The following is a 25,369-nucleotide window of genomic DNA, read 5'->3' as shown; positions in this document are numbered from 1 at the left end:
TTATAGCTTTTCAGAATGTTTTTGTCAATATTTTTTCTTTACAGCATAATGCCGCCGTCATGCAATCGTTGACAGCCGGATGGGCTATGCATACACTAAACAAAACGGACGCAAAATGCACTTCATTTGCAAATGTACCACACGAAGCAAAACATAGCAAGAAAGGCGGGACAAATATGAAAGCAGTCGGCCTGGTTGTTGAATATAATCCCTTTCATAACGGACACCGCTATCATGCGGAACAAGCAAAAATCAATACGGACAGCAGCGTTGCGGCGGCGGTGATGAGCGGCCCTTTTTTGCAGCGCGGGGAACCGGCCGCCGTCTCAAAGTGGGCCCGGACAAAAATGGCGCTTGAAAACGGCGTGGATATCGTCATTGAGCTCCCTTATATGTATGCTGTGCAAAAAGCGGAATTATTTGCGCGCGGCAGTGTTTCGCTTCTTCATCAATTAGGATGCAGCAGCTTGTTTTTCGGAAGTGAAAACGGCCGGATCGAACCATTTATTGAAGCGACTGAAGCGTTCAGCCGAAAGGAAGCTGACTGCACCGTGATTCTGAAAGAGGAATTAAAAAAAGGGCTCAGCTATCCGGCCGCCGCCTCAAAAGCATTTTCACACGTATTCAAAGGTGAGGACATGCTTGACCTGTCTAAGCCGAACAATATTCTCGGTTTTCACTACGTCAAAGCCATACAAGCCTCCGGGTCTGCCATGAAGCCTTATACGACAGCCAGAATCGCTTCCGGGTATCATGACGCCGAGCTTCCCGGAGATAACAGCCGGATAGCCAGCGCCACAAGCATCCGAAAGGCGCTGATAGAAAAAGGAACGGCGGCCGCTAAGAACTTTCTCCCCGAAGCGTCTGTGCGCGAGCTGGACGCATACAAAAACTCATACGGATTATGGCACAGCACTGAAGACTATTTTTCATATGTAAAATACAGCCTCAGCACTTTGTCCGCAGAAGAATTAAGCCGAATCTATGAAGTGGAAGAAGGCTTAGAGCACAGAATTCTGCGCACCATCAGACAAGCCCGGTCCTACCGCGAAATGATGGAATTATTGAAAACAAAACGCTATACGTGGACGAGATTGCAGAGGATGAACACGCATATTCTGACACGGACAAAAAAAGAAGATATGCACCGGCTCTTAAAGCCTTCAAGCGCTCCTTATATCCGTCTTCTCGGAATGACTAAAAAAGGACAGGCATACCTGTCAGCAAAGAAAAAAGAGCTTACCGCACCGCTTGTCAGCAAGCTCTCTTCTTTCTCTCATCCCGCTCTGGATTTGGACATATCAGCGGGACGGATTTACAGCCTGCCGATAAAAGAACCTGAACGCACACTGTTTGAGAAGCAGGAATTTTCACAAGCACCGATCCGCTATGATGAAGACGAAAAACGTTTTTTAAATGCATAGAAAAAAAGCACCTGACTGTATCAGGTGCTTTTTACTTTCAGCTTATCCAAATAATCAAGTGCGTCCTGCATCGTATCGACAGGAACGATTTTCATATCGGACTTAATCGCTTTCGCCGTTTTTACTGCATTTTTATAATCAGAGTTTTCAGCTCCGTTTTGGTTCGGCGCAAAGAAAATATCTTTTCCCGCTTTGTCTGCGGCGACGACTTTCTGATCGATTCCGCCAATCGGTCCGACCTTGCCGTCAACGTCGATTGTTCCCGTTCCGGCTATATTGTAGCCTTTTGTTTCGTCAGGTTTTGTCAGCTGATTGTAAATTTCCAAAGACATCATGAGACCGGCAGAAGGCCCGCCGATGTTTTCAATACTGAAATGAAGATCCGGCTTCACTTTCACGTTCCGGTCCGTATATAATGCTACGCCGATTCCGGCTCTTTTCGGATCGTCCGGGAATGATTTCAGCTTAAGGGTAACTGTCTTTTCTTTCGTGTCACGTTCAATGTTAAACGTTACTTTTTCTCCCGCTTTTTTGCTGCTGATATAATCAATCAGCTTTTCAGCGGATTCATATTTTTTCCCGTCCGCGCTGATGATTTTATCACCGACCTTTATTTTTCCTTTTGCCGGCATATTGGAGACGACTGAGCTGGCGTAAATGCCGTTAAATGAGTATTTTACCTGTTTGCCGGCTTTTTGATAAGCGGCAATGACCGCGTTTTCTTGAGAGCTTTTCATCATCTGCAGTTGGCGCTTCATATAGTCTGAATCAGTTTCGCCCTCTTCTTTTATGCTTTCATCAGGGACGATTTCATCGTAAGGATGCACCTTCGCCCAAAGATATGTATACGGATTGGCGGGGCCTACTTTGACAGTCATCAAGGAAAGGCTTCCTTTTTCAGGGTAGCCTCCGTCCACCTTAATCAGCGGTCTCAGCTCTGATGCTTCTCCCGGCTGTGTAATGTAATACGGAAGCTTAATAAATGTAATAGCGATTAATAAGATCAGGATGATAAACACCCAGCGAAAATGTTTTGCTTTCATATGAGTTAGCCCTCCCAGTTCTCTATTTCTTGTTTAATCCGGCCGATCATCCGATCTGCGGCCTCTTCGCCTGCTGTGATCATATGATCAATGTTGGCAAAAGAGCTTGAGCTGAATGATTCGAGAGAAGGGCGGATCATGACGTCTGCGGCAATGGTCTGGTGACGGACCAATTCATTTTGCAGTATATCCATACTTTGCATGATTACATCAAAAATATGTGCCGCTTTTTCCGTTTTTTTCACCCTGGATACGTCAGAGGCGATGACGATATCAGCGCCCATATCCTTTACGGCGGAAACCGGGATTCTGTCGACTACCGCGCCGTCGACTAAAATACGCCCGTTCATTTTTTGCGGGACGAAAACGCCCGGTATGCTGATGCTCGCGCGGACGGCTTCGGATACGGAGCCTTTCGTAAAAACGAGTTTTTCTCCGGTCTGGAGGTCGCAGGCCACGATGCCGAGCGGGATCCGGAGTTCTTCTATCGGCTTGCCGAACGTATACGCATGAACGAGCTGCCTGATGCGGTCCCCTTTTAAAAATCCGAGCTTCGGCATCGTATAATCCGCGTACAGCCGCCGCTTAAATGCTTTGGCGACTTTTTTCATCGTGGCCACATCATGCCCGGCCGCATAAAAGCTGCCGACTAACGCCCCCATGCTGCTGCCGGCAATCATATCAATTGGAATCTGATGCTTATGTAAACTGGATAACACTCCGAGATGAGCAATGCCTCTTGCCCCTCCCGAACCTAACGCTAACCCGATTGTAGGTTTGGCCAACGCGATGAACCCCCTATAGAAATCCTATACATGAATTCTATGGTCTAAATTGAACCCCTATGCTCGTATATTAGTACAGGATGACGAATAGGTACTTGCCCGGCCGTCCTAAGGTCTGTTCTATATTTTATCATGATATAAATATCAGTGCGCAATTTTAGCATCGGGGAGGTAAGAATGAATTTGTCTAAGTTTCATACATTTTTGATTTCATTGTTTTTTATTTTTTTGACGGCGACGGTTATTTCACACCCGCAGGCCTCATTCGAAGCCTCCAAAACCGGTCTTTCCATGTGGTGGGAGGTAGTTTTTCCTTCTTTGCTTCCGTTTTTTATTCTTTCTGAGCTTTTAATCGGATTCGGCATCGTCAGGTTTGTCGGCCTTTTACTCGAACCCTTTATGCGCCCGATTTTCAGAGTGCCGGGGGTCGGCGGATTTGTACTGGCTATGGGCATGGCTTCAGGCAATCCGGCCGGCGCAAAGCTGACTGCACGGCTGCGCCAGGAAAAACAAATCTCCAGAGTAGAGGCTGAACGCCTCGTCTCTTTTACCAATTCATCCAATCCGTTATTTATATTCGCGGCTGTGGCGGTCGGCTTTTTTCATAACGCGTCACTCGGCATTCTTTTGGCATCGGCTCACTATCTCGGAAACATCGCCGTCGGTTTGACGATGCGTTCATACGGACGGAAAGAAGAAGCGGCGTATACCGGTAAAAAGACGATCGTGCTTCCTTCGCTGAAAGAAGCATTTCTGGCCCTCCACAAGGCGCGGCTTTCGGAAAAGCGGCCGCTCGGTAAAATTTTGGGCGACGCCGTCACCTCTTCTGTACAAACCTTGCTGATGGTGGGCGGTTTTATTATATTGTTTTCGGTTTTCAGCCGCTTGTTATCAATCGTACAAGTCATGGATGTACTTTCTGTATTTACAAACGCGCTGCTTTCGCTCTTCCATCTTCCTGTAAGCCTGGACATTCCTCTTATCAGCGGAATGTTTGAAATTACGCTTGGGAGCAAGCTGGTCAGTGAAGCGGATGCCGCCTTGCTGCCGAAAGCAATGATTGTGAGTTTTATTCTCGGGTTCAGCGGCCTTTCCGTACAGGCGCAGGTAGCCGGCATTTTATCGGTAACAGATATCCGATTTAAACCGTTTTTTACGGCGCGTATCCTTCAGGGCATTTATGCCGCTCTATTTGTTCTTTTACTGTGGAAGCCGCTTTACCTCGCATTGGACGAACCTTATCAGTCGGTATTCCTGCCTTTCCGTGATCAAAACGCGGCCACGGCTGCAGTTAGCGGGTGGAACACACTGATCGAAATCGGTCCCACCGTAACGCTGGCGGCTCTGGCCGTATACGCACTGATTTATTGTTACAGGCTGTCTGCACGGATAAAAAAAGGATGAGACGCTAAACAGCGTTCTCATCCTTTAAATTTTTGCTGCAGCGCCTGTTCGACTTCCGGAGGAACAAACTCTGAAACAGGCCCGTTATATTTTGCGACCTCTTTTACGATGCTTGAACTTAAAAAAGAGTACTGATTGTTCGTCATCATAAAAAAGGTTTCTATTGATTCGTCAAGCACGCGGTTGACAGAAGTCCCCTGCATCTCATACTCGAAGTCAGAAACGGCTCTGAGCCCCCTGATAATCGCCTTCGCCTGCTTTTTTTTCGCATAGTCGATCAACAGTCCCTGTGACGTCTCGACCGTAATATTCGGTATGTCTTTTGTCACTTCTCTTAACAGCTCACAGCGTTCCTCGACTGTAAACAGCGGCTGCTTCGAAGAATTATTGAGCACGCATACGTACACCTGCTCAAACACGTTTGCTCCCCGTCTGATAATGTCCAGATGTCCGTAGGTGACGGGGTCAAAACTTCCGGGACATACAGCTATACTTGCCACATCATTACCCCCTATTTCGGTATATCGTCACTCCTGTAAGCCCGTAAATTTCCCTTCTTGTTACGGAAAGCGCGCCGACAGCTTCAGGAAGCGCAACGGCTTTATCATGCTCCGCTACGACAAAACCGTCTTCATTCAGCATGTTCTGCTCATCAATCATTTCGATAAGCGCTTTCAGCTTTTGTTCCTTATACGGAGGATCTAAGAAAATTCCGTCAAAACCTTTTTCCCGTTTCGCCGCGGCATAGAGAGCCCGCTCTGCATCATTGCGGTATACCTCCGCTGAAGACAGGAGATCAAGCGCTTTTATATTCGCTTTTACCGTCTGGATGGCTTTGAAATCACGATCCACAAAGATACAGCGGTCAAATCCTCGCGACAGCGCTTCAATCCCGAGACCGCCGCTCCCCGCAAACAAATCCAGCCCCGTTCCTCCGTCAAAATACGGGCCGATCATATTAAAAATAGACTCTTTTACTTTATCCGTCGTCGGCCTTGTTGATGTGCCCGGCACAGCCTTTAAGGCTCGTCCTTTTCTCGAACCGGAAATTACTCTCATTTTTCACACCACTTTTTCTGAAAACTTTGATGTTTCGCTTCGGCTGAGCCGTTATGTACAAAAACAATCCTTATCTTAACATAAAGCATTCTTTCAAACAATGAACGCGAAATCATGTATACATACTCACATTCCTGTCAAGACTACGTGTAACAGCATCAATGAATGATGTTGTTGCCAACCGCGGAGAAGACTTACGTTTCCCCATAAGTTCTTCCTCCGGTTTCTCCTCTCCCTTTGCCTTCTCCTTAACTTGTTAAGGAATAGAAGGACCCCGCAGGTATCTGCGGGGATTTTTTTATATGCCGATCTTATAATCGTACTCTTTCGCTTTATCAAGCTTTGATTCAAATTCCAGCTTTAAAAAAGGCTTATAAGAAGGCTCTACTTTCTTCACGTATGAATAAGATGAAATCTTTTCCATCGTTTTTTCGATCAGCTCCATATCGCAATACAGCACAACGTATTTCAGCCGTTTGGAAACATAATGAACGTTGCCGAATTTTCTCAGCATTTTACTGTGTTTTAAAGAATGCAGATATACGATTATGCCTTGGCGCTTGCTTTCCATCATGATCACCCGCCTGACTTTCTGTTCATTTTATGTAAAAGACGAGACGGCCGTCTCGTCAGGAAACTTTGCATCCGCACCCGCCGCCGGAACCGCAGCCGCCGCCGCAGGATGACAGGCCGTCAAAATAAGGATTCCCCGTCGGAACTTTTACATGCTCCGAGACGGCCGTTCCGAGTTCAATGCTGATCTCGTCAAGCAGCGACTGAAGCTCAGTCTCCGCTTTTTTAAATTCGGCCACCTTATCATTTAAATCCAGCTCCCGCTTCATTTCTCTCATTTTGCGGGAAATCTCTCTATAGTCAGGATGATATTTGCCAAAGCGCTGCACATCCTCATACTGCTCTTTAATGCTCATAAAAGAACGAATAATCCGCCGTGCCTCTTCATCTTCATGGAGACGCTTGTAACAATCGCGGTAATTTTCAGCCGTCTCAGACTGCAGAATCATGCCGGCAAGCTGCTCCGCTTCACTTTGAAGCCTGACGGACTCAACTGTTGCATACATCAATACGCACCTCCAGTTGTTAGTTTACCATGAAACCAGCCAATTGGAAAATGCGGGCGTTAAAATGCCTTTTAATCCTGCGAACGCATGGCGTGAACCATCTGCATCATCATCTGCGCCATCTGAATCCCGTTTGAGAATTGGCTTACCCGATGCGGTATCGTTTTTTCGTAAAAATTCATCATGTCCAGCTGAAAGGAATTGAGATCGTCCGGTTTTCTCGCAAGTCTGCGGTACCAGACGGGGCGCTGCCGTATAAACCGTTTTCGTTCCTCATCTGCAGATATGAATTCCTGAACCTCTTTTCGCATACACGATCCCCTTCTTTAATCCTTCCTGAACGAAAAAGGATGTTGTCCGGAGCCTTGCCGGGGCTGCTTTGTGCTGCTGCCCGAAAATTGGCTTAAAAGGCTTTGCAATGATGAAATGGACTGGCTCATTTTATTGATCTGCTCATTCATTTGGTTTATATCCATCTTTTTGACGGCAGTGACCATTTTTGAAACGAAATCGTTTTTTTCAGCTGATTCCTTTTTGGTTTCCGCTTCAGAAGAAGGCTGAACGGTCTCGTCTTTAAAAGGCTCCCACATCGAATCGTCCTCACCGAGGAGAACCCAATTTTCATAGACTTCCTGCCAGCTTCTTTGTTCCTTGCGAACATTTTGAATCAGTTTGGGATGCTTTTTTACGAATTGTTTAAAATCATCGATTGATTGCCGTGATTGCTGATTCGCCACAATTCTCACCCCCTCCGAAAAGTTTTGCCTGCTATAATGTATCGGTTCAGGCGCCTTAATGTTCGCCTAAATTACGAAAAAAAGCAGGTATGTGTAAAATTTATTGATTCCGGCAGGAGCCCGCCCGCGAAAAACAAAAAAACCGCGGGGGACGCGCCCCTCTGCGTTTTTTTACTCCCAAGGCTTAATAAAGTTCTGCGTATAATATTTCCGGTCCACGCCGACACCGAGGTGCGTGTAATCCGGGCTTAACAGCGCCTTTCTGTGTCCTTCGCTGTTCAGCCAGCCCTCCACGGCTGCAGGACCGTCCACATAGTTGTACGCAATATTTTCACCGGCCTCCTGATATTTCACATCGCCTTTTTTCAAGCGGTCTTTCAGAGTCCCGTATTTCTTTGAGACATGGGAGAAATACTTGTTGTCTTTCATGTCCTTGCTGTGGCCGAATGCCACTTTTGCAGCGCCTTCGTCCCATTTCAACCTTGCAAGTCCGTGTTTCACGCGAATGACATTTGTAATATCGAGAATCTGCTGCTCACTCGCTCGTTCAATGTCGTCCCATTTTTTATCGGAAACAGGCTCGGGTTCTGTCAGTCTTCCTCTGTACATGACCTCATACGGCCTTTGTTTTACAAGCGTTTCGGCATCAAATGCCCTGATGCTTGACAGATTCCCGTCAAATTTGTCCATATACAGCTGAACATACATACCGCCTATCTTAACAGTGGGACGGGTATTGATATCTTCTTCAGAAAACTCAAACCGGTACGTGTTTCCCTTGTCAGTCACATTGACAAACGGGGCAACCTGCGTCGTTTTAAAAACTTCGCCTGTCGATTCGCCGATCTTAAACGGTTTTGCGTTGATGCCGCTTCCCGAAGCATATAATGTCACGGCTTTATCATTCAGAATACCGACTTGTACATATTGGTCTTTCCCCTGGTTGTACACCCACCATTCATAATCATAGGCAGAAGGATCTTTCCGGGACGGTTCCCCAAGTTTCTTTTTCACATCGGCAGCAGATTTCCCCATGAGAGAAAGCAGTCCGGATGACGGGATTTTCAGCCGTTTTCCGCTCGCTTCTTCATTGGCAGCATGAGGCTCCTCCTGATTCGTCTTTTTCTGAGGAGCCGATCCATATTGTATAATCAGAACATACGCTCCGTAAATAAGCAAAAGGATAACGAGAGCCCTGGCGATATTTTTCAACCTCTCACCCCCATGAAATCAAACCGTTCAGTTATTGTTTATTCTTATACAGTACAGCCTATTTGTAACGTCCGTGGTTTATGTTTAATGAATAAACCCCTCCGGACCTCCGTCTTCAGAAATGTCAGACAGCGCCCGGCCTGCTTGCTCATTTGATTGCTCAGCCAAGGAAAGATCGCCGAGCGTGACAATGCCGACCAGTTTTTTATCCCTTGTGACGGGGATTCTTCTGAGCTGATGCTCAGCCATCATATGGAGCACTTCTTCCACAGAAGCGTCTTCTTCTGCACTGATAACCCGCTCAGTCATTGCGTCTGTTATTTTTTGAGAGTTCGGCCTTTTTGAAGCAATTCCCCGTAATACGAGATCTCTGTCTGTCACGATCCCGACAAGTGTTTCGCCGTCTTCATCCACAATCGGAATGGCGCCGACATCCGCGTCTTTCATCTTCACCGCAGCTTCATATACATTATCTAATACTGTACAATATTGCAAGTTTGACGTCATGAGCTTATTGATCTTTGTCATTGCGGAATTCCTCCTTTTTTCTGCTACTATTGTCGTCAAATTTTTCTTTTTGCATACTTTCACCGTATGAATCATTGAAAGTGTAACGCTTTCATACTATGATTGTCAGGAAAGGTAAATTTTAAAAGGAGGGGGAAGGTTTGAAGTTTGAAAACAGCGGTCTTGAAGGGGTAACAGCGGAGCTCAGCCGCTTGAATGATCTGATGGAAAGCAAAGGGCTCATTCTGGCGGGACAATGGGATTATGAAAGAGTGACTTACGACAAAAAGTTTTCAGTTCCTGAGGGAACATTTTATCTGCGGATTCAAGGAACGGCACAAGAGGGCGATGTAGGCGGCAGCCGTGCCGTAATTCAGCTGAAGGCCCCTCTTTTAGGAAAGCATTATTATCCGCACGGCGTAGAATACGGCAGCGCTGAAGAATTTCCGGAACATGTCGTCGCAGAAAGCAAGGCGTTACTGCTTGAATTGGCAGAGTCTTTAAAAACAGTGCAAATGTAATAAAAAGTACAGCATATTCTGCTGTACTTTTTTTATGAGACGGTATGCTCGATATACGGCGGCTCTGACGGCGTATCTTTTTCCCGTTCCGTTCTGACCCACTGAAAAAAGATGACAGCCAAATATGTTCCGTAAACCGCCTCTTGAATGATTTTCATCAGCACTGCCCCAAGCTGCTGATCTTCCAAAGGAGGAAGCGTGTTAAACATCTCCGGTCCGGATAAAGGGATCTGTTCCAGCAGATCTAAAGGAACACAAAGCTTCATTGCTTCGGCCCAAGCCGCCGGGTCTGTATACGTGGCATACATGGGCGCCCCGCTGAACATAATGAGCGCGCAGGCCGGCGTTAACAGAATCCCGTCTGCCATAATGTACCCCAGCTTCATTAAACCGCTGAGACGGGGCAGACCTTCCACCTGATGCACAAGCGGCCACCACATAAAAAACGCCGTTACAAAGATGAGTCCGTTCATCAGCGTGTGATACAGCGAATCCGTTTTGACGGCATCAAATATAAACGGGATATGATACAGTGAAAAAATGCCGTTAAACAGCAGCAAAGCGATAAGCGGCAGTGAAAAGAACGAAAACAGCGGCTTTACGACGGGACGGAAAATCACTTTTTTCCATGCCCAGCCGGGAATTCCGGAAATCAACAGCGGCGGTACGACTAAAAACAAAACCGCCATTTGCGCCATATGGGCGCTGAACATCACATGCCCCAATAAATCAACGGGACTTCCAGCAGCCGCGTAAAAAAATAACGCGGAAAGCACAAACAGCACCTTCTCCTTAGCGGACACACGCCCTTTATGCCGGCTGCACCAGTAAAAGTAAATACCTGTTATCACGGCAGTTATACAAAACAGATAAGGGCTCCACATTGCGCGAAACCCGAACATTTCCAAATTAATCAACTCTCTCACTCCCCGCCGCCCCGATTACCACCAAATAATCGTGACAAATGCAAGCACGGTGATAAACGCGACAAATATTCCCGAATACAGAAATAGTGACGGCGCTTCATGCCCTTTCTGGCTCATATGCATAAAGTAAAACAGCTGAAAAATGACCTGGATGACCGCAAGCAGGATAAGAAACGGCATCGTAAACCACCCGGCAATGCCGTCAGCAGCCACCGTCAAAAACGCGACGAGCGTAAGGCCGATCATTAAACCGAAGGATATGACCTGATATTTCATCTCCTCGGCATTTTTCTTTTTCCGATATTCGAGATCCGTACTGACAGTCCCTCTGTTTTTGTTATCGTCCATCGTTATCCCACCATCCCCATCAAATATACAACGGTAAAGATAAAGACCCACACGACATCGATAAAATGCCAATATAGACTGGCCACATAATATTTCGGCGCGTTATAAAGGCTGAGCCCTCTTTTAGCATTCCGGATCATCAGAGCGCTGATCCATAACAGCCCGAAGGCCACGTGTGCTCCGTGTGTGCCGACAAGCGTATAAAACGCTGAGCCGAGCGCAGAGCTTGTGATCGTAAATCCGAACTCGTGAGTGTAATGCTTAAATTCATAGATTTCAACCCCTAAAAATCCGGCTCCCAATAAAACGGTAATCAAAAGCCACACCTGCATTTTTTTAAAGGAGAAATTTTTCATATGATACATCGCATACACACTCGTTAAGCTGCTCGTTAAAAGAAGCATCGTGGCGATAAACACGATCGGCAGCTCAAACATATCAGCCGTTGACGGCCCTCCTGCTTTTGATTCCCGCAAAGCAAGGAATGTCGCAAAAAGCGAGGCGAACAGAACCGTTTCCCCGCCGAGAAACAGCCAAAATCCTAAAAACTTATTTTTCCCCTCCAGCGTTGCTTTTTCAGGAGAAGCCGGAAAGGTTTCAGCAGTCATTTTTTCCTGCAGCTGCATTACGCCTTCACCCCTTTATCATCATTCGGCAGATCTTCTTTGTGAATATGATAGCCGTAATCATCGACCACAGAGCGAAGCAGCATAGTAAAGAATGTGATTCCGAGCCCTATAAAGATAACCGGAAGCCCCCATGAATAATCGGAGTGGTATAAAAACCCGAACGCTGCGACAAAGAGCCCGAAGGATATGATAAGCGGCATGATGGAGCCGTTCGGCATATGAATGTCCTCTACTGGCTCTGCAGGCGCCATCCCTTCATTTCCGGCCTGCTTTTCGATCCACAGCGGATCAAGTCCCCGTACAAACGGAAGCTGTTTAAAATTATATTCAGGCGGCGGCGAAGAGACCGCCCATTCGAGCGTACGTCCGTCCAGCCACGGGTCGTTCCCGACGTATTTCCCTTTTATAGAGGTATAAACAATATTGACGACGAGTAAAACAGCCGCGCCCGCCATGAAAAACGCACCGATTGAACTGATCAGGTTGCCGGTATCAAGCCCCTGGCCGGGCAGATATGTGTAAACGCGCCGCGGCATTCCCATCAAGCCCAGGAAATGCTGGATGAAGAAGGTAAGATGAAACCCGATGAAAAATAAGACGAACGAAATTTTCCCCATCGTTTCATGAAGCACCTTTCCAAACATTTTCGGCCACCAGAAATGCACGCCCGCCAGGATGCCGAACACAACGCCGCCGATAATGACGTAATGGAAATGCGCAACGACAAAATACGTATCGTGGAACTGATAATCCGCCGCAGCGGCCGCCAGCATGACACCCGTCACTCCTCCGAGCACGAAAGAAGGAATAAAAGCGACGGCATACAGCATAGGCGTCGTGAATTTGACATTTCCTCCCCAGATGGTCAATAGCCAGTTGAAAATCTTAATGCCCGTAGGCACCGCAATCGCCATCGTCGCAACCGCAAATATCGCATTGGCAATCGGTCCGAGTCCCGTCGTAAACATGTGGTGAACCCATACCATGAATCCGAGAAAGCCGATCAAAACAATCGCAAAGACCATTGAGGAATAACCGAACAGGCGCTTTCTCGCAAATACGGGAATGACTTCCGAAAAAATCCCAAAGGCAGGAAGAATTAAAATGTATACTTCCGGATGCCCGAAAATCCAAAACAGATGCTCCCAGATAATCGTATTTCCGCCCAATTCAGGATTGAAGAAATTCGTTCCGAACAAACGGTCCAGCATCATCAGCGCCAAACCGACGGTGAGCGGAGGAAATGCGAATAAAATGAGTGCCGACGCCACAAATGTCGTCCATGTAAACAGCGGCAGTCTCATATATGTCAAACCGGGCGCCCTCATGTTAATAATGGTTGCGAGAAAGTTGATCCCCGCAATCAGCGTTCCTAAGCCCGATATTTGCAGCCCGAGCACGAAAAAGTCAATGCCGTGCCCTTTTGAATTCAGCGCAAGCGACGCATATGACGTCCAGCCTGCATCGGGAGCCCCTCCTAAAAACCAGCTCAGATTCAAAAAGATTCCCCCGAAGAAAAACAGCCAGAACCCAAGCGCATTCAGAAATGGAAATGATACGTCACGCGCCCCGATCTGAAGCGGGACAACCGCGTTCATGAGCCCGAATAACAGCGGCATTGCCGCCAGGAAGATCATTGTCGTCCCGTGCATCGTCATAATTTCATTAAACTGCTGCGCACCTACAAAATCGTTCCCTGGCCTCAAGAGTTGAATCCTGATAAGCATGGCCTCAAGTCCGCCGACGACGAAGAAAAATCCCCCGGCGATCATGTATAAAATCGCGATTTTCTTATGGTCAACCGTCGTCAAATAATCCCAAAGCAAAGAGCCTTTTCTCTGCTGTCCTGTAAGCGTATTCATCATTTGCGACCTCCCCCCTGATATCTCCCTGTCCTTACTTGTTCTCCGCTTTCAGACCTTTTAAATATTCATACAGCGCATCCGTTTCAGCGTCCGAGAGCTTCGGATACGTGCCTGTCATTTTATTGCCCGGTTTAATGCTGTCCGGATTTTTCAGCCAGGCTTTTATATTCTCTTTATTCGCATCCTTAATGCCGGCCACTTTGACACGTTCGCCGAAGGTAGCCAGGTTCGGAGCCGTTCTTGCCGCTTCAGCCCGTTTGTCATTAGGCTCAACCGCATGACAGCTCAGGCAGTTTTTTTCCTTAAACAGCTCTTCTCCTTGCGCGGCTAAACCGGAATCTGTTGTATGCTTATAATTCTTCATCGCTTTCGTCCATTGTTTAAATTCTTTTGACGGCAGCGGTTTCACTTTGAAATCCATTAGCGCATGTGAAGGTCCGCACAGCTCCGCGCATTTCCCGAAGAAGTATTCTCCCGCTTCTTTGCTGCGTTTAGAATCAAAGGTCAAAAAGAAAGTATTGTCGTTATCCGTATTCGTATCGATTTTTCCTCCGGCTGACGGAATCCAGAAAGAGTGTTTCACATCGGATGACTTCAGCTTGAAATAAACGCGTTCATCTGTGGGAACGATCAGCTCCTGACTTGTCACAAATCCGTAATCAGGATACTCGAATTCCCACCAGTATAAATTCGCCCTTACATTAATCACGAGCGCATCCTCTGCTTTACGGTTTTCCTTATCCATCGGCGACGTATCCGCCAGCGCCAATGTCTGGATGACAACCGGGATGACAAGAATAATCAGAAGCAGGATCGGAATAACGGTCCAGGTGATTTCTAAAAAACGGTTCCCCTCCACCTGTTTCGGTATCGTGTCTTCTCCGACACGCGACCGTCTGAATCTCACAATGACGTAAAAGAAAATAACTGCTACGACCGCAACGACGACAACCATGATAAGTGTGCTGAGCACCGTCAGATCATACTGTTTATCAGCCACTTCGCCGGCAGGCTTGAGTGTGGACAGAAACGGTTTTCCACAGCCGCTCAATAAAAGCGGCACTAAGGCTAATAATGATAAAAGACGCCAACGCTTTAACATTTCACCCAACCCCTTTTTTGAATCAGTACAAGATGCACAAGCAGTAAATCTGCTTCCAGCTGAAATACTTCATTTCCTCATTACTTAAAATATGAGATTTTTTACTTAAAATTCCATCTATGTATAAAAGCAAAGCCGCCTGATTAAACAAAAGGTCAAGGCGGCGTTTACTAGTTGTCATTGTTTGTTTTGGCGATCAAACAAGCTCATTATTCAATTAAAACAGCGTGAAGACCACCATCGCTACAAAATAAATGGTCATGTAATTAAGCGAATAGACAAACATAAGAGTTGCCCACTTCATGATGTTTTTCATACGGAATCCCATCAGTCCGAGAACAAGCCATCCGACATTCAGCAGAGTGCCGAGAATCACGATCGGAAGACCGAGACTGCCGAGGAAAAACGGAAGCGGCAGCAGACATGCAACCCAGACAATAATCTGTCTTTTCGTCACTTCAAAGCCGTGCACGACCGGAAGCATCGGAATATTCGCTGCTCTGTAATCTTCCGTCTTCTTAATCGCAAGCGCTAAAAAGTGCGGAATCTGCCAGATGAATAAAATCATGAATAATACCCATGCGACAACACCGATGTGCCCTTCAACCGCTGTCCAGCCGATTAACGGCGGCACGGCGCCTGATACGCTTCCGACAACCGTATTAATCGTATAGCGGCGTTTCGTCCACATTGTATAAAGAACAACGTACGTAAACACGCCGATAAAACCGATGACTGCAGCCATCACGGTGGTCATCAAAAGCATGATAAGTCCTAAAGCAATGAGTAAAATTCCTGACCACAGCGCTTGATTCGGCTGAATCTTTCCGGTAACCGTCGGTCTTACTTTCGTGCGTTCCATTAAATGATCAATATCACGGTCGTAATAGTTGTTAATCGCACAAGAACCGGCGATGATCAAAGAAGACCCTATTAATGTAAGAAGCACAGTGTTTAAATTGCCTAAAAAACTCAGACCGGATATATGTAACGCAAGCCACATGCCGGTAAAAGTCGTAATTAAATTCGAATTGACGATTCCTATTTTGATAAGTGAAAGAAAATCCTTCCACGCCGTCGTCTCTTCAATCTGTCCGTCTATAGCTGTATCATTTAAAATTCTGGAATTAGCCATAACGCAAACCTCCCTTACAAACCTAAAGCAGGTTTTTTAAGACCTGCAACTCTATCATACAAGATAATGACCTGTAAAAAAACATCCTCTTAAATATTAAACGAGAAACAGGAATTTATTTGTGAACTTTTTATGAATTTTACCATCTCCGCCGATTTCGTAATAAAGCGGTTACTTTATTTCTATCAGACCCATTTGGAATAATCAACCCCATTATCTAAGAAGTCTTAATTCTATTATATTTTTGTGAACAAACAGAATTGAGAATTGCCACAAAACACATATTCGCTTACACTTGGTACGTATATCATTTTGTCCAGTTTGTTAAGAAGGTGAATGTAAAATGAATAAAGCTTTAAAAGCGCTCGGTGTGCTGACGACATTTGTCATGCTCGTCGTGCTGATCGGCGGGGCTCTTGTCACAAAGACAGGGTCAGGTCTCGGATGCGGAAGACAGTGGCCGCTTTGCCACGGCCGTTTTTTCCCGGAGCTTAACGCCGCTTCTATCATTGAATGGAGCCACAGACTCGCAAGCGGTGTCTCAATCGTTCTCGTGCTGAGTCTCGCTTTTTGGGCATGGAGAAAAGTCACGCCTGTATTCCGTGAAACAACCTTTCTCGCCATTATGTCCATTATCTTTTTATTTTTACAGGCGCTTCTCGGCGCACTAGCGGTTGTCTTCGGATCAAATGCGCTCGTTATGGCGCTTCATTTCGGCATATCGCTGATCTCTTTCGCTTCGGTTCTGATTTTGACGCTGCTCATATTTGAAGCTGATAAATCAGACAAAAAGCTCGTCAAGCCGCTCAGAATCGGCAGAAAAATGCAGTTTCATATGATCGGCCTTTCGATTTACACGTATATCGTCGTTTATACGGGTGCTTATGTGCGTCATACGAAATCAAGCCTTGCCTGTCCTGACGTTCCGCTTTGCAGCAGGCTGCACCACGGGCTTCCGTCCCAATTTCAGGAGTGGGTGCAGATGGGCCACAGAACGGCAGCCCTGCTTCTGTTTGTCTGGATTCTTATCGCTTTCGCGCATGCTGTGCGCTCCTACAAAGACCAAAAACAGATTCTCGGAGGCTGGATAGCGGCTCTTGCCTTTGTTTTATTACAGGCGCTTTCCGGAATCATGGTTGTTTATTCAGAAATGGCCACCGGCTTTGCACTCGCCCATTCACTCTTTATTGCCGGCTTGTTCGGCGTCTTATGCTATTTCTTATTATTAATCGCCCGCTTCCGTTACGAATCAAAACAGCGGAACATCTGAGGTACATGAGAAGGCCGAAGCGTTAGAGCTTCGGCCTTTTTACATACAAAAAACCTGACCGCAATGGTGCGGATCAGGTTTTTTTAAATTCTACGCTTTTTCAATCTCAATCAGTAAATCGCCTGTCTGAATCGGTTCACCGTTTTTCACATGAATCTGCTGAATCGTCCCGGAGAACGGCGCCTGCACCGTCGTCTCCATTTTCATCGCTTCATTAATCATCAGATGATCCCCTTTGTTCACCTTCGCACCGGTTTGCGTTAACAATTTAATAACGGTTCCCGGCATTGATGCTGCGATGTGGCTTGGGTTTGTCCGATCGGCCTTTAATTTTTCCTGTACGGATGATTTAATGCTTTCATCTTTAATGACCACCTCACGAGGCTGGCCGTTCAACTCAAAATAAACGACACGTGTCGCATCAGGCTGCGGTTCACCGATAGACACAAGCTTTACGATCAGCGTTTTTCCTCGCTCGATTTCCACTTCGATTTCTTCACCGAGCCTCATGCCGTAGAAGAAAGTCGGTGTGTCCAATACGGAAATATCACCGAAGCGTTCAGCCGTTTTAACGTATTCAGTGAATACCTTCGGATAAAGAGCATACGCGATTGCGTCCTGATCACTCAATTCCATCTGATGAGTTTCTTTCCATTCTTCTTTGATGCCTTCAAAAGATACCGGTTCAAGCAGTTCACCCGGTCTTACCTTAATCGGCGTCTGTCCTTTTAGAACGAGCTTTTGCAGTTTTTCCGGAAATCCGCCGTGCGGCTGGCCGATCTGTCCTTTAAAGAGCTCAACAACAGAATCCGGAAAATCAAGAGTTTCGCCTTTATCATAAACATCTTGTTCCGTTAAATTGTTTTGCACCATGTAAAGCGCCATATCTCCGACGACTTTGGAAGAAGGCGTTACTTTAACGACGTCGCCGAACATGCGGTTGACGACGCTGTACATGTCTTTCACTTCATTCCAGCGGTCGCCGAGGCCGACTCCTTTTGCCTGCTGCTGCAGATTGCTGTACTGTCCGCCCGGCATTTCGTGATTATAAATCTCAGTATGCGGAGACTTCATCCCGCTTTCAAATTCACTGTAATATTGACGGACGGATTCCCAATATTGTGACAGTCTTTCAACCTGCCGGACATCCATTTCAGGACGGCGGCTGTTTCCTTCAAGCGCATGATAAAATCCGCTTGCACTCGGCTGTGAAGTCAGACCCGCCATTGAGCTGACGGCGACATCTACGATATCCACACCCGCTTCAACGGCTTTGGCATAGAGAAAGACGCCGTTGCCGCTCGTATCATGCGTGTGAAGATGAACGGGAATATCAATCGTTTCCTTCAGCGCTGAGACAAGTTCGTATGCGGCTTGAGGTTTCAAAAGACCGGCCATGTCTTTAATGCCGAGAATATGCGCTCCCGATGCCTCAAGCTCTTTTGCCATAGAAAGATAGTATTTCAGATCATACTTCGTCCGGCTCTTATCAAGAATATCTCCCGTATAACAAATCGCAGCCTCCGCCACTTTTCCGGTTTCACGGACGGCATCGATGGCCAGCGTCATCCCTTTCACCCAGTTCAGGCTGTCAAAGATCCGGAATACGTCAATACCTGATGCTGCTGACTGCCGGACAAATTTTTGAATGACATTGTCCGGATAGTTTGTATAGCCGACGGCATTTGATGAACGAAGCAGCATCTGGAACAATGTGTTCGGCACTTCCTTGCGGAGATCTTCAAGGCGTTTCCAAGGATCTTCCTTTAAGAAACGGTACGCTACATCAAATGTCGCCCCACCCCACATTTCAAGGCTGAACAGTTCAGGCCACAGAGCAGCCGTAGGGTTTGCGATTTTTTTCAAGTCATTGGATCTGATCCGGGTTGCAAGCAGGGACTGATGGGCATCCCTGAACGTTGTATCGGTCAGAAGTACGGATTTCTGCTCTTTCACCCAGTCAGCAAGCCCTTCAGCGCCTCTTTCATCAAGAATCTGCTTCGTGCCGCTTGCCGGCTTTTCGCCGATACCTAACGTAACAGTCTGGGGCTTATCAAACGCAGGTTTTTCTTTTTTTCCGATTCCCGGAAAACCGTTCACCGTTACATTGCCGATATAGGAAAGCATTTTTGTTCCGCGGTCCTTCTGTTTAGGAAAAACAAACAGCTCAGGCGTTGTGTCGATAAACGATGTATCGTATTGTCCCGTCAGGAATTTTTCATGCTTTGCCACGTTTTCAAGAAACGGGATATTGGTCTTAATGCCCCTGATTCTGAATTCCTGCAGGTTGCGGACCATTTTTGCGGATGCCTGTTCAAACGTCAGCGCCCATGTCGACAGCTTGACGAGCAGTGAATCATAATAAGGCGTGATGACGGCGCCTTGGAAGCTGTTCCCAGTATCAAGACGCACGCCGAAGCCGCCGCCTGAGCGGTAAGCCATAATTTTACCCGTGTCAGGCATAAAGTCATTCAGCGGATCTTCAGTGGTCACGCGTGACTGTATCGCATACCCGTTTGTAAAAATGTCTTTCTGATGAGGGATGTTGACGGCACGGCTGTGCAGACCGTGGCCCTGCGCGACGAGGATTTGCGTCTGAACGATATCAACCCCCGTAATCATTTCCGTAATCGTATGCTCCACTTGTACGCGCGGATTCACTTCAATAAAGTAAAATTCACCGTCCGCTACGAGAAATTCCACTGTTCCAGCGTTGATATAGCCGACATTTTTCGCAAGTGCGACAGCCGCTTCACAGATCTCGTCTCTTAATTCAGGCTGTAAGGACACGCTCGGCGCCACCTCAATGACCTTTTGATGCCGTCTTTGAACGGAACAGTCCCGCTCATACAGATGGACGACATTTCCTTCTTTATCTCCGATCACCTGAACTTCAATATGCTTAGGATTTTCGATCAGTTTTTCAACATACACTTCGTCGTTTCCGAATGCGGCTTTCGCTTCGGATTTGGCCCGCTCAAACGAATCTTTCAATTCGTTTTCGTTCCTGACGATTCTCATTCCGCGGCCGCCGCCTCCGAGCGACGCTTTAATAATAAACGGAAATCCGTGTACTTTTGCGAATTGTTCGACATCTTTTAATGTTTCGGCAGGCCCGTCACTCCCCGGAATAACGGGGATGCCGGCTTTTTCCGCCTGCTCTCTGGCCTTGACCTTATCTCCGAACATATCCAAATGCGCTGACGTCGGTCCGATAAATACGATGCCCTCTTCTTCACAGCGTCTCGCAAATTGGATATTTTCAGACAGAAATCCATAGCCCGGATGAATGGCATCAACGCCGTTTCTTTTCGCGATCTCAATAATCCCTTCAATATCAAGATACGCGTCAATCGGTTTTTTGCCTTCTCCGACAAGATAGGCTTCATCCGCTTTATAGCGGTGGTAGGAACCTGAATCTTCTTTTGAATAAACGGCTACCGTTCTGATGTTCAATTCTGTGCACGCCCGGAAAATCCGGATCGCAATTTCTCCCCTGTTTGCTACTAACACTTTTTGGATGGATTGTTGTGACAAACTTTTCTCCCCCTTGGCCTAATAAATATGTAGTTTATAATAAAGGAATATCCGCCCTGTGTATACACTTGTTTTTTACAGATACACAGTTTTTTCCGCCTGCCGTCTTTTTACCCCCTTAGACGGAATCGGTTCCCTCTTTTTCTTCTTTTCCGAGTACTTGACATGCATACTCACATTCACCAAAATACCGGCGCTCGTTAATAACAAGAACATTGACGAGCCTCCGTAGCTGATAAACGGCAGCGGAACACCTGTGATCGGAATTAAACCGCTGACACCGCCGAGATTGATGAAAGTCTGTATCGCAATCATGCTGGAAATCCCGATTGCCAAGAGGCTCCCGAACGGATCTTCACATTTTCTCGCAATATAAAAGCCTTTTAACACGATAAAAGCAAGCAGCACAATGACGAACAGGACGCCGAATATACCGAGCTCCTCTGAAATAACCGCCATAATAAAGTCTGTATGCGACTCCGGCAGATATCCGTATTTTTGAATGCTTTCTCCGAGACCGAGGCCGAAAAAGCCGCCTGAGCCGATCGCATAATACGAATTTATAATCTGCAGGCCTGATGTGCTGGCGTATTTAAACGGATTTTCAAGGCTTTCAAACCGGCTCATGCGCCCGGGTGTCAAAATATCATCCCATTTCAGATAGATGATCGGGCTGACAAGGAGTAATACGATTCCCGCCAGGAGAACCAGTTTCAGCAGCGTCTTTCCGCTGAATCCCGAGCACATAATGACGCAAAACGCGATTAGACCGATAATCATCGCCGTTCCGAAGTCAGGCTGAATGGCGATAAGCGCACAAATGACGACGGTAACGATCACCGGCGGCGCAACTCCTGTCAAAAGCTGATCGATGTAGCTTTGTTTCTTCGCGTACACCGCGGCAAGATACAGAATCAGGGTCAGCTTGACAAATTCCCCCGGCTGAATGGCCATTCCGCCGATTTTAAACCAGCTTTGCGCGTTTCCGGCAACATGTCCGAAAACAAACAGCGCGCACAGCGCAGCCACTGACGCAAGCAGTATTATTTTCTGAATCTTTTGATGGGCAAACACTTTGTACGGAAAAACGGCCGCGATGATAAACAGCACGAGCCCTGCAATGACGGCGAACAGCTGCCGTTTAAAAAAATAGTCGCTGCTCACGCCGTAACGCATAACAGCGGTAATCATGCTTGAGCTGTATACCATTACCAATCCGAAACTGCACAGCAGAATGATAGCGCATATCAATGAATAATCGTAAGATTTTAACATTCTTTTAAACATAACATCCTCTTTCCTGCTTAAAGCTTACGTTTAATACTTATTGCGTATTATATTTTACTATAATTCATAAACAATTTACGCAGTTTCTTTATAGTTTTTCGGATGAAATGCAGATTAAGAGACCGTCTTACGAAAAGAAGATGCAAAAATAACGGTTTACGGTTATAAAAAAACCCAAACCGTTAAATAGTTTGAGTTTGATCATTTATTTTCCTGTAAACGCGTCATGCAAAGCAGACAGTTCTCTTTCAAGTCTGTCCAGCAGTTCTTTTCCGTCGTTTTCATCAACTAATCCCAGGCGGACAGCAAAATCGATTTCCCTCGACAGTCCGAACATCTGAGTATCCAAGACCTCTTCGTACAGAGGACATTGAGGCATCGTTAAGTTATCCATTTGTACTCGGATCAGCTTCAAAATCTTCTCAGCATCCAGCTTCAACAGCTCGAATGCCTTCTGCTGATGGTCAACTATAATCTCTGAAGCCAAAAGTATCCCTCCGTTCCCCAGGCGAGTACCTAATTCTTCTATTTATCATAAAGGGTATCAGGTGAAATTGCAAGAGGATTTAAGCAGATGTTATGATAAAAAATGTTTCAAAAAATAACTCAGCCTGTATTTCTCAGACATGATTTCCAAAAGCTTCACACCCGCGATGCTGTTGCCTTTTTCATCAAGCGCCGGGCCAAATATACCGATTCCGAAATTATACGGCGAAATGCCCATGATGCCTCCCGAAACGCCGCTTTTTGCGGGAATGCCGACCTTGATTGCGAATTCACCGCTCGCATTGTACATGCCGCATGTCACCATAAACGTCTTGCAGATTCTCGCCACATCTTTTTTAATGACCTGCTCCCCGGTTTCCGGATGCTTGCCGTCAAGTGCGAATACGCAGCCGATTTTGGCTAAATCAAGACTGCTCATCTTAATCGCGCACTGTTTTGTATACAAATCCATAACCTCTTCAACATCGCCTTTAAAAATGCCATATTGCTTCATGTAATAACACATTGCCCGATTGATCATGGATGAACTGAATTCCGATTCTGCGACATGTCTGCAGTATGTAATTTCCTGATTATTCGCAAGTCTTCTGATGAATCCGAGCAGATAATTCAGCCGGTCTTTCGGCGAATGCCCCTTAATTAAACTCGTAACGACGAGAGCTCCCGCATTAATCATCGGATTTAAAGGCTTGCCCGGATTCACTGTCTCAAGCTTAATCATAGAATTAAACGGGTCGCCGGTCGGCTCCTGCCCCACGCAGCTGAATACCTTTTCCTTTCCGTAATCCATCAGTACGAGCGCCAGAGAAAGCACCTTCGAAATGCTCTGCAGCGTAAATGTCCGGTCGGCGTCGCCTGCCGTCAGACATGTATTTTCCGCATGATAAATCGTGACCGAAAGGCTGTCTTGCCCTGATTCAGCCAGAGCCGGAATATAGTCTGCCACTTTGCCTTCTCCGGTCTTTTTTTTCGCTTCTTGAACGAATGCGTCCAGCTCCTGGTAATGCCGGCATACCATTTCGATCCCCTCACTTCGCTGCCGTTGTTTACATCTAATTTGCGACGCAAAGTGACAATTCATGCGAAAACTTTTATACTTTAATTAAAGGGGGGCTTCACCATGAGCGTTATTCAAGTAAAAGGCAATGTTACATACCCGATTACAATTGATCCGAGTGTCTGGATTTTCGATGACCGCAAGTTTCCGTTTGAAAACAATCAGCCCGTTCATTCAGACGTCTCTGCAGAAACCCAGGAGCATACGCTTGATCCGGAACGGGTGATCAGAGAAGGGCGCATTTCGCCGCCGACTTTAAAAAGCGAAAAACGTTATGAAAAAGAAAGATTAATGAACGGCAGCTTCGCCATGAAGCTCGGCGCTGTTTTAGCAAATGCCGAGCCGAAAGAAAGCGCTGTCCTGTGCGTATTTATTTCAGAATCTGAAAGAACCGAGGTGCCGCTTGAAAAGGCGATGGACGCAACCGCCCATTTCAGCGATGCGGGGAAGCCTCTTCAAGACGGCGGTCCGGTCCATTTTTACGTGGACGGCAACTTTAAAAAGCCGATAACAGGCGTCACAGAAATCGAAGTTCTATAACAAATCGGCCGCAAGCTGTGCAAGGCCGGATCTTTCGCCTTTCACAAGCTTCACGCTGCCGGAGACGGTTTGTCCTTTAAACCGCTCTACGACGTAAGCAAGTCCGTTGTTCAAACTGTCTAAATATGGGTGATCTATTTGCTCCGGATCGCCCATCAAGACAATTTTGCTGCCTTCTCCAACCCGTGTCAAAAGCGTTTTGACCTCGTGCCTCGTCAAATTCTGAGCCTCATCAATAATAATAAACTGATCCGGAATGCTTCGTCCCCGAATGTATGTCAGAGCCTCAACCTGAATTGATCCGATGCCTGCCAAAATCGCTTCAAGTTCACCCGGCTTTTTCGCATTGAACAAAAATTCAAGATTATCAAAGATCGGCTGCATCCACGGCTTGAGTTTTTCCTCTTTTTCGCCCGGCAAATATCCGATGTCCTTCCCCACCGGAACGATGGGACGCGCGACAATCAGTTTTTTATAAATACCGAGATCCTCCGTCTGTAAAAGCCCCGCAGCGAGAGCAAGCAAGGTTTTTCCCGTTCCCGCTTTTCCGATCAGGGTGACAAGCGGGATATCTTCCCTCAGCAGAAGTTCAAGCGCCATTGTCTGCTGAACGTTCTTCGGCCTGATCCCCCATACGTGCTCATCATCAAAGACGAGTCTTTTTACGTTCTCTCCTTTCTTATCTGTCATGCCCACCGCAGACGAAGATCCTCCTAATTCATCTTTCATCAGCATAAACTGATTCGGATAAACCTGATGCTGCTGAAGCTCCTTGACTGAAATTTGTTTGTTTTTATAAAACGAGGCAAACCGCTCTTTATTCATAAATACATCTTTGTACCCGCTATATATCTCATCATGGTCAACGACTCTGTCGTTTAAAAAGTCCTCTGCCAAAAGTCCGATGGCATCCGCCTTTACCCTGACAAGCACATCCTTGCTGACCAGAATGACGAGGCGGCCGTTTTCTTTCGTTTCCTCCTCAAGGCTTAAATTCTTTGCCACCGCCAAAATGCGGTTATCATTCGTTTTTTCGATAAAAATTTCCTGAAGCTGATGAAATGACCGATGGTTCAATTCAATTCTGAGCGTTCCTCCGCTTTCCAGCGGAACCTTTTCGTGCAGCCTTCCTTTCTCCCTGAGCCCGTCTATCAGCTTAGATACGTGCCTCGCATTTCTCCCGACCTCGTCCATATACCGCTTTTTTGAATCGACCTCTTCCAGCACGACGGCAGGGATGACAACTTCGTTTTCTTCAAAGGAAAAAATGGCGTTAGGATCCTGCAAAAGTACATTCGTATCTAACACATAAATTTTACTCAAGTCTCAGCCTCCTGAAATAAGGATCATCGTATGCTTCTTTTCGTGAAAAACGGGGATGCCTGCTAAAATATA

The 25,369-nt window shown here is 46.5% G+C and carries 26 protein-coding genes; 5 read left to right on the top strand and 21 right to left on the bottom strand.

Going from position 1 to position 25,369, the window contains the following annotated elements:
• The first annotated feature begins 176 nt into the window (after nucleotides 1-176).
• Nucleotides 177-1,424: a nucleotidyltransferase gene (locus tag BAMF_RS28535; protein WP_013352158.1), complete on the top strand. Its 1,248-nt coding sequence runs from the start codon at nucleotides 177-179 to the stop codon at nucleotides 1,422-1,424.
• A gap of 20 nt (nucleotides 1,425-1,444) precedes the next feature.
• On the opposite strand, the gene BAMF_RS28530 is transcribed toward BAMF_RS28535, so the two are convergent.
• Both BAMF_RS28530 and BAMF_RS28525 read right to left on the bottom strand, forming a co-directional pair.
• The gene (locus tag BAMF_RS28530) at nucleotides 1,445-2,467 is read right to left on the bottom strand and encodes a SepM family pheromone-processing serine protease (RefSeq protein ID WP_013352157.1); all 1,023 of its coding nucleotides are present in this window, start codon (nucleotides 2,465-2,467) and stop codon (nucleotides 1,445-1,447) included.
• A 5-nt stretch (nucleotides 2,468-2,472) separates the two neighbouring features.
• Nucleotides 2,473-3,252: a patatin-like phospholipase family protein gene (locus tag BAMF_RS28525; RefSeq protein ID WP_013352156.1), complete on the bottom strand. Its 780-nt coding sequence runs from the start codon at nucleotides 3,250-3,252 to the stop codon at nucleotides 2,473-2,475.
• A 177-nt stretch (nucleotides 3,253-3,429) separates the two neighbouring features.
• On the opposite strand from BAMF_RS28525, the gene ylbJ reads away from it, so the two are divergent.
• Entirely contained in the window at nucleotides 3,430-4,656 is a 1,227-nt protein-coding gene (gene ylbJ / locus BAMF_RS28520; protein ID WP_013352155.1) for a sporulation integral membrane protein YlbJ, read from the top strand.
• 17 nt (nucleotides 4,657-4,673) lie between these two features.
• Here the strand turns inward: ylbJ and coaD are convergent, their stop codons facing one another.
• The 8 genes from coaD to BAMF_RS28480 form a co-directional block, all read right to left on the bottom strand.
• Nucleotides 4,674-5,156 carry a pantetheine-phosphate adenylyltransferase gene (coaD, locus tag BAMF_RS28515; protein WP_013352154.1) on the bottom strand — a complete coding sequence of 161 codons (483 nt, stop codon included), beginning with the start codon at nucleotides 5,154-5,156 and terminating at the stop codon, nucleotides 4,674-4,676.
• A 4-nt stretch (nucleotides 5,157-5,160) separates the two neighbouring features.
• Entirely contained in the window at nucleotides 5,161-5,715 is a 555-nt protein-coding gene (rsmD, locus tag BAMF_RS28510; protein WP_007409693.1) for a 16S rRNA (guanine(966)-N(2))-methyltransferase RsmD, read from the bottom strand.
• Nucleotides 5,716-6,013: 298 nt separating this feature from the next.
• Nucleotides 6,014-6,286 carry a YlbG family protein gene (locus BAMF_RS28505; protein WP_013352153.1) on the bottom strand — a complete coding sequence of 91 codons (273 nt, stop codon included), beginning with the start codon at nucleotides 6,284-6,286 and terminating at the stop codon, nucleotides 6,014-6,016.
• A 58-nt stretch (nucleotides 6,287-6,344) separates the two neighbouring features.
• The gene (gene ricF / locus BAMF_RS28500; RefSeq protein WP_013352152.1) at nucleotides 6,345-6,794 is read right to left on the bottom strand and encodes a regulatory iron-sulfur-containing complex subunit RicF; all 450 of its coding nucleotides are present in this window, start codon (nucleotides 6,792-6,794) and stop codon (nucleotides 6,345-6,347) included.
• A gap of 71 nt (nucleotides 6,795-6,865) precedes the next feature.
• A complete protein-coding gene (locus BAMF_RS28495; protein WP_003154475.1) occupies nucleotides 6,866-7,105 on the bottom strand; it encodes a YlbE-like family protein in 240 nt (79 codons plus the stop codon).
• A gap of 15 nt (nucleotides 7,106-7,120) precedes the next feature.
• On the bottom strand, nucleotides 7,121-7,531 hold the full coding sequence (locus BAMF_RS28490; protein WP_013352151.1) for a YlbD family protein: 411 nt from the start codon (nucleotides 7,529-7,531) through the stop codon (nucleotides 7,121-7,123).
• 171 nt (nucleotides 7,532-7,702) lie between these two features.
• Entirely contained in the window at nucleotides 7,703-8,743 is a 1,041-nt protein-coding gene (locus BAMF_RS28485; RefSeq protein ID WP_013352150.1) for a CAP domain-containing protein, read from the bottom strand.
• A gap of 84 nt (nucleotides 8,744-8,827) precedes the next feature.
• Nucleotides 8,828-9,271 (bottom strand): CBS domain-containing protein, encoded by a 444-nt coding sequence (locus tag BAMF_RS28480; protein ID WP_013352149.1) that lies wholly within the window; start codon nucleotides 9,269-9,271, stop codon nucleotides 8,828-8,830.
• A gap of 140 nt (nucleotides 9,272-9,411) precedes the next feature.
• Between BAMF_RS28480 and BAMF_RS28475 the strand changes: the two genes are divergently transcribed.
• Complete coding sequence (locus tag BAMF_RS28475; protein WP_013352148.1) at nucleotides 9,412-9,771, top strand: YugN family protein; 360 nt, start codon at nucleotides 9,412-9,414, stop codon at nucleotides 9,769-9,771.
• A 32-nt stretch (nucleotides 9,772-9,803) separates the two neighbouring features.
• Here BAMF_RS28475 and ctaG read toward each other — a convergent pair whose 3' ends face one another.
• The 6 genes from ctaG to cyoE all read right to left on the bottom strand — a co-directional run bounded on the left by ctaG (nucleotide 9,804) and on the right by cyoE (nucleotide 15,776).
• Complete coding sequence (gene ctaG, locus BAMF_RS28470) at nucleotides 9,804-10,688, bottom strand: cytochrome c oxidase assembly factor CtaG (protein WP_014471807.1); 885 nt, start codon at nucleotides 10,686-10,688, stop codon at nucleotides 9,804-9,806.
• 24 nt (nucleotides 10,689-10,712) lie between these two features.
• Nucleotides 10,713-11,045: a cytochrome c oxidase subunit IVB gene (gene ctaF / locus BAMF_RS28465; protein WP_007409686.1), complete on the bottom strand. Its 333-nt coding sequence runs from the start codon at nucleotides 11,043-11,045 to the stop codon at nucleotides 10,713-10,715.
• Nucleotides 11,046-11,047: 2 nt separating this feature from the next.
• Nucleotides 11,048-11,671 carry a cytochrome c oxidase subunit III gene (gene ctaE, locus BAMF_RS28460; RefSeq protein ID WP_013352146.1) on the bottom strand — a complete coding sequence of 208 codons (624 nt, stop codon included), beginning with the start codon at nucleotides 11,669-11,671 and terminating at the stop codon, nucleotides 11,048-11,050.
• Nucleotides 11,671-13,539, bottom strand: a complete 1,869-nt coding sequence (gene ctaD / locus BAMF_RS28455; RefSeq protein ID WP_013352145.1) for a cytochrome c oxidase subunit I — start codon at nucleotides 13,537-13,539, stop codon at nucleotides 11,671-11,673. The genes ctaE and ctaD overlap by 1 nt, the downstream gene beginning before the upstream one ends.
• 31 nt (nucleotides 13,540-13,570) lie before the next feature.
• Complete coding sequence (coxB, locus tag BAMF_RS28450) at nucleotides 13,571-14,641, bottom strand: cytochrome c oxidase subunit II (RefSeq protein WP_013352144.1); 1,071 nt, start codon at nucleotides 14,639-14,641, stop codon at nucleotides 13,571-13,573.
• A 217-nt stretch (nucleotides 14,642-14,858) separates the two neighbouring features.
• Nucleotides 14,859-15,776, bottom strand: a complete 918-nt coding sequence (gene cyoE, locus BAMF_RS28445) for a heme o synthase (protein WP_013352143.1) — start codon at nucleotides 15,774-15,776, stop codon at nucleotides 14,859-14,861.
• Nucleotides 15,777-16,119: 343 nt separating this feature from the next.
• Here cyoE and ctaA point away from each other — a divergent pair, with 343 nt between their 5' ends.
• A complete protein-coding gene (ctaA, locus tag BAMF_RS28440) occupies nucleotides 16,120-17,046 on the top strand; it encodes a heme A synthase CtaA (RefSeq protein WP_013352142.1) in 927 nt (308 codons plus the stop codon).
• A gap of 90 nt (nucleotides 17,047-17,136) precedes the next feature.
• Here the strand turns inward: ctaA and pyc are convergent, their stop codons facing one another.
• The 4 genes from pyc to glsA form a co-directional block, all read right to left on the bottom strand.
• Nucleotides 17,137-20,583 carry a pyruvate carboxylase gene (pyc, locus tag BAMF_RS28435; protein WP_013352141.1) on the bottom strand — a complete coding sequence of 1,149 codons (3,447 nt, stop codon included), beginning with the start codon at nucleotides 20,581-20,583 and terminating at the stop codon, nucleotides 17,137-17,139.
• A gap of 75 nt (nucleotides 20,584-20,658) precedes the next feature.
• Nucleotides 20,659-21,870 carry an FtsW/RodA/SpoVE family cell cycle protein gene (locus tag BAMF_RS28430; protein ID WP_013352140.1) on the bottom strand — a complete coding sequence of 404 codons (1,212 nt, stop codon included), beginning with the start codon at nucleotides 21,868-21,870 and terminating at the stop codon, nucleotides 20,659-20,661.
• 205 nt (nucleotides 21,871-22,075) lie between these two features.
• The gene (locus BAMF_RS28425; RefSeq protein WP_003154494.1) at nucleotides 22,076-22,357 is read right to left on the bottom strand and encodes an Fpa/YlaN family protein; all 282 of its coding nucleotides are present in this window, start codon (nucleotides 22,355-22,357) and stop codon (nucleotides 22,076-22,078) included.
• Between the two features lie 90 nt (nucleotides 22,358-22,447).
• Nucleotides 22,448-23,395: a glutaminase A gene (gene glsA, locus BAMF_RS28420; RefSeq protein ID WP_013352139.1), complete on the bottom strand. Its 948-nt coding sequence runs from the start codon at nucleotides 23,393-23,395 to the stop codon at nucleotides 22,448-22,450.
• A 102-nt stretch (nucleotides 23,396-23,497) separates the two neighbouring features.
• On the opposite strand from glsA, the gene BAMF_RS28415 reads away from it, so the two are divergent.
• Complete coding sequence (locus tag BAMF_RS28415) at nucleotides 23,498-23,974, top strand: hypothetical protein (protein WP_013352138.1); 477 nt, start codon at nucleotides 23,498-23,500, stop codon at nucleotides 23,972-23,974.
• Here BAMF_RS28415 and BAMF_RS28410 read toward each other — a convergent pair.
• Nucleotides 23,969-25,297, bottom strand: a complete 1,329-nt coding sequence (locus BAMF_RS28410) for a PhoH family protein (RefSeq protein ID WP_013352137.1) — start codon at nucleotides 25,295-25,297, stop codon at nucleotides 23,969-23,971. The genes BAMF_RS28415 and BAMF_RS28410 overlap by 6 nt on opposite strands.
• Nucleotides 25,298-25,369 lie beyond the last annotated feature (72 nt).

It is taken from the genome of Bacillus amyloliquefaciens DSM 7 = ATCC 23350, assembly GCF_000196735.1.
GTDB lineage: Bacteria > Bacillota > Bacilli > Bacillales > Bacillaceae > Bacillus > Bacillus amyloliquefaciens.
The sequence above is the reverse complement of the archived record's forward strand: the minus strand, read 5'-3'. Positions and strand labels throughout refer to the sequence as shown.

Bases quoted from the DNA above. Each gene is read 5' to 3' on its own strand.
- BAMF_RS28480 (WP_013352149.1), bottom strand. From the start codon at position 9,271: ATGACAAAGATCAATAAGCTCATGACGTCAAACTTGCAATATTGTACA.
- BAMF_RS28495 (WP_003154475.1), bottom strand. From the start codon at position 7,105: ATGCGAAAAGAGGTTCAGGAATTCATATCTGCAGATGAGGAACGAAAA.
- ricF (WP_013352152.1), bottom strand. From the start codon at position 6,794: ATGTATGCAACAGTTGAGTCCGTCAGGCTTCAAAGTGAAGCGGAGCAG.
- rsmD (WP_007409693.1), bottom strand. From the start codon at position 5,715: ATGAGAGTAATTTCCGGTTCGAGAAAAGGACGAGCCTTAAAGGCTGTG.
- ylbJ (WP_013352155.1), top strand. From the start codon at position 3,430: ATGAATTTGTCTAAGTTTCATACATTTTTGATTTCATTGTTTTTTATT.
- cyoE (WP_013352143.1), bottom strand. From the start codon at position 15,776: ATGGCTAATTCCAGAATTTTAAATGATACAGCTATAGACGGACAGATT.
- ctaF (WP_007409686.1), bottom strand. From the start codon at position 11,045: ATGGACGATAACAAAAACAGAGGGACTGTCAGTACGGATCTCGAATAT.
- coxB (WP_013352144.1), bottom strand. From the start codon at position 14,641: ATGTTAAAGCGTTGGCGTCTTTTATCATTATTAGCCTTAGTGCCGCTT.
- ctaD (WP_013352145.1), bottom strand. From the start codon at position 13,539: ATGATGAATACGCTTACAGGACAGCAGAGAAAAGGCTCTTTGCTTTGG.
- ctaE (WP_013352146.1), bottom strand. From the start codon at position 11,671: ATGCAGCTGCAGGAAAAAATGACTGCTGAAACCTTTCCGGCTTCTCCT.
- ctaA (WP_013352142.1), top strand. From the start codon at position 16,120: ATGAATAAAGCTTTAAAAGCGCTCGGTGTGCTGACGACATTTGTCATG.
- glsA (WP_013352139.1), bottom strand. From the start codon at position 23,395: ATGGTATGCCGGCATTACCAGGAGCTGGACGCATTCGTTCAAGAAGCG.
- BAMF_RS28505 (WP_013352153.1), bottom strand. From the start codon at position 6,286: ATGGAAAGCAAGCGCCAAGGCATAATCGTATATCTGCATTCTTTAAAA.
- BAMF_RS28535 (WP_013352158.1), top strand. From the start codon at position 177: ATGAAAGCAGTCGGCCTGGTTGTTGAATATAATCCCTTTCATAACGGA.
- BAMF_RS28415 (WP_013352138.1), top strand. From the start codon at position 23,498: ATGAGCGTTATTCAAGTAAAAGGCAATGTTACATACCCGATTACAATT.
- BAMF_RS28530 (WP_013352157.1), bottom strand. From the start codon at position 2,467: ATGAAAGCAAAACATTTTCGCTGGGTGTTTATCATCCTGATCTTATTA.
- BAMF_RS28430 (WP_013352140.1), bottom strand. From the start codon at position 21,870: ATGTTTAAAAGAATGTTAAAATCTTACGATTATTCATTGATATGCGCT.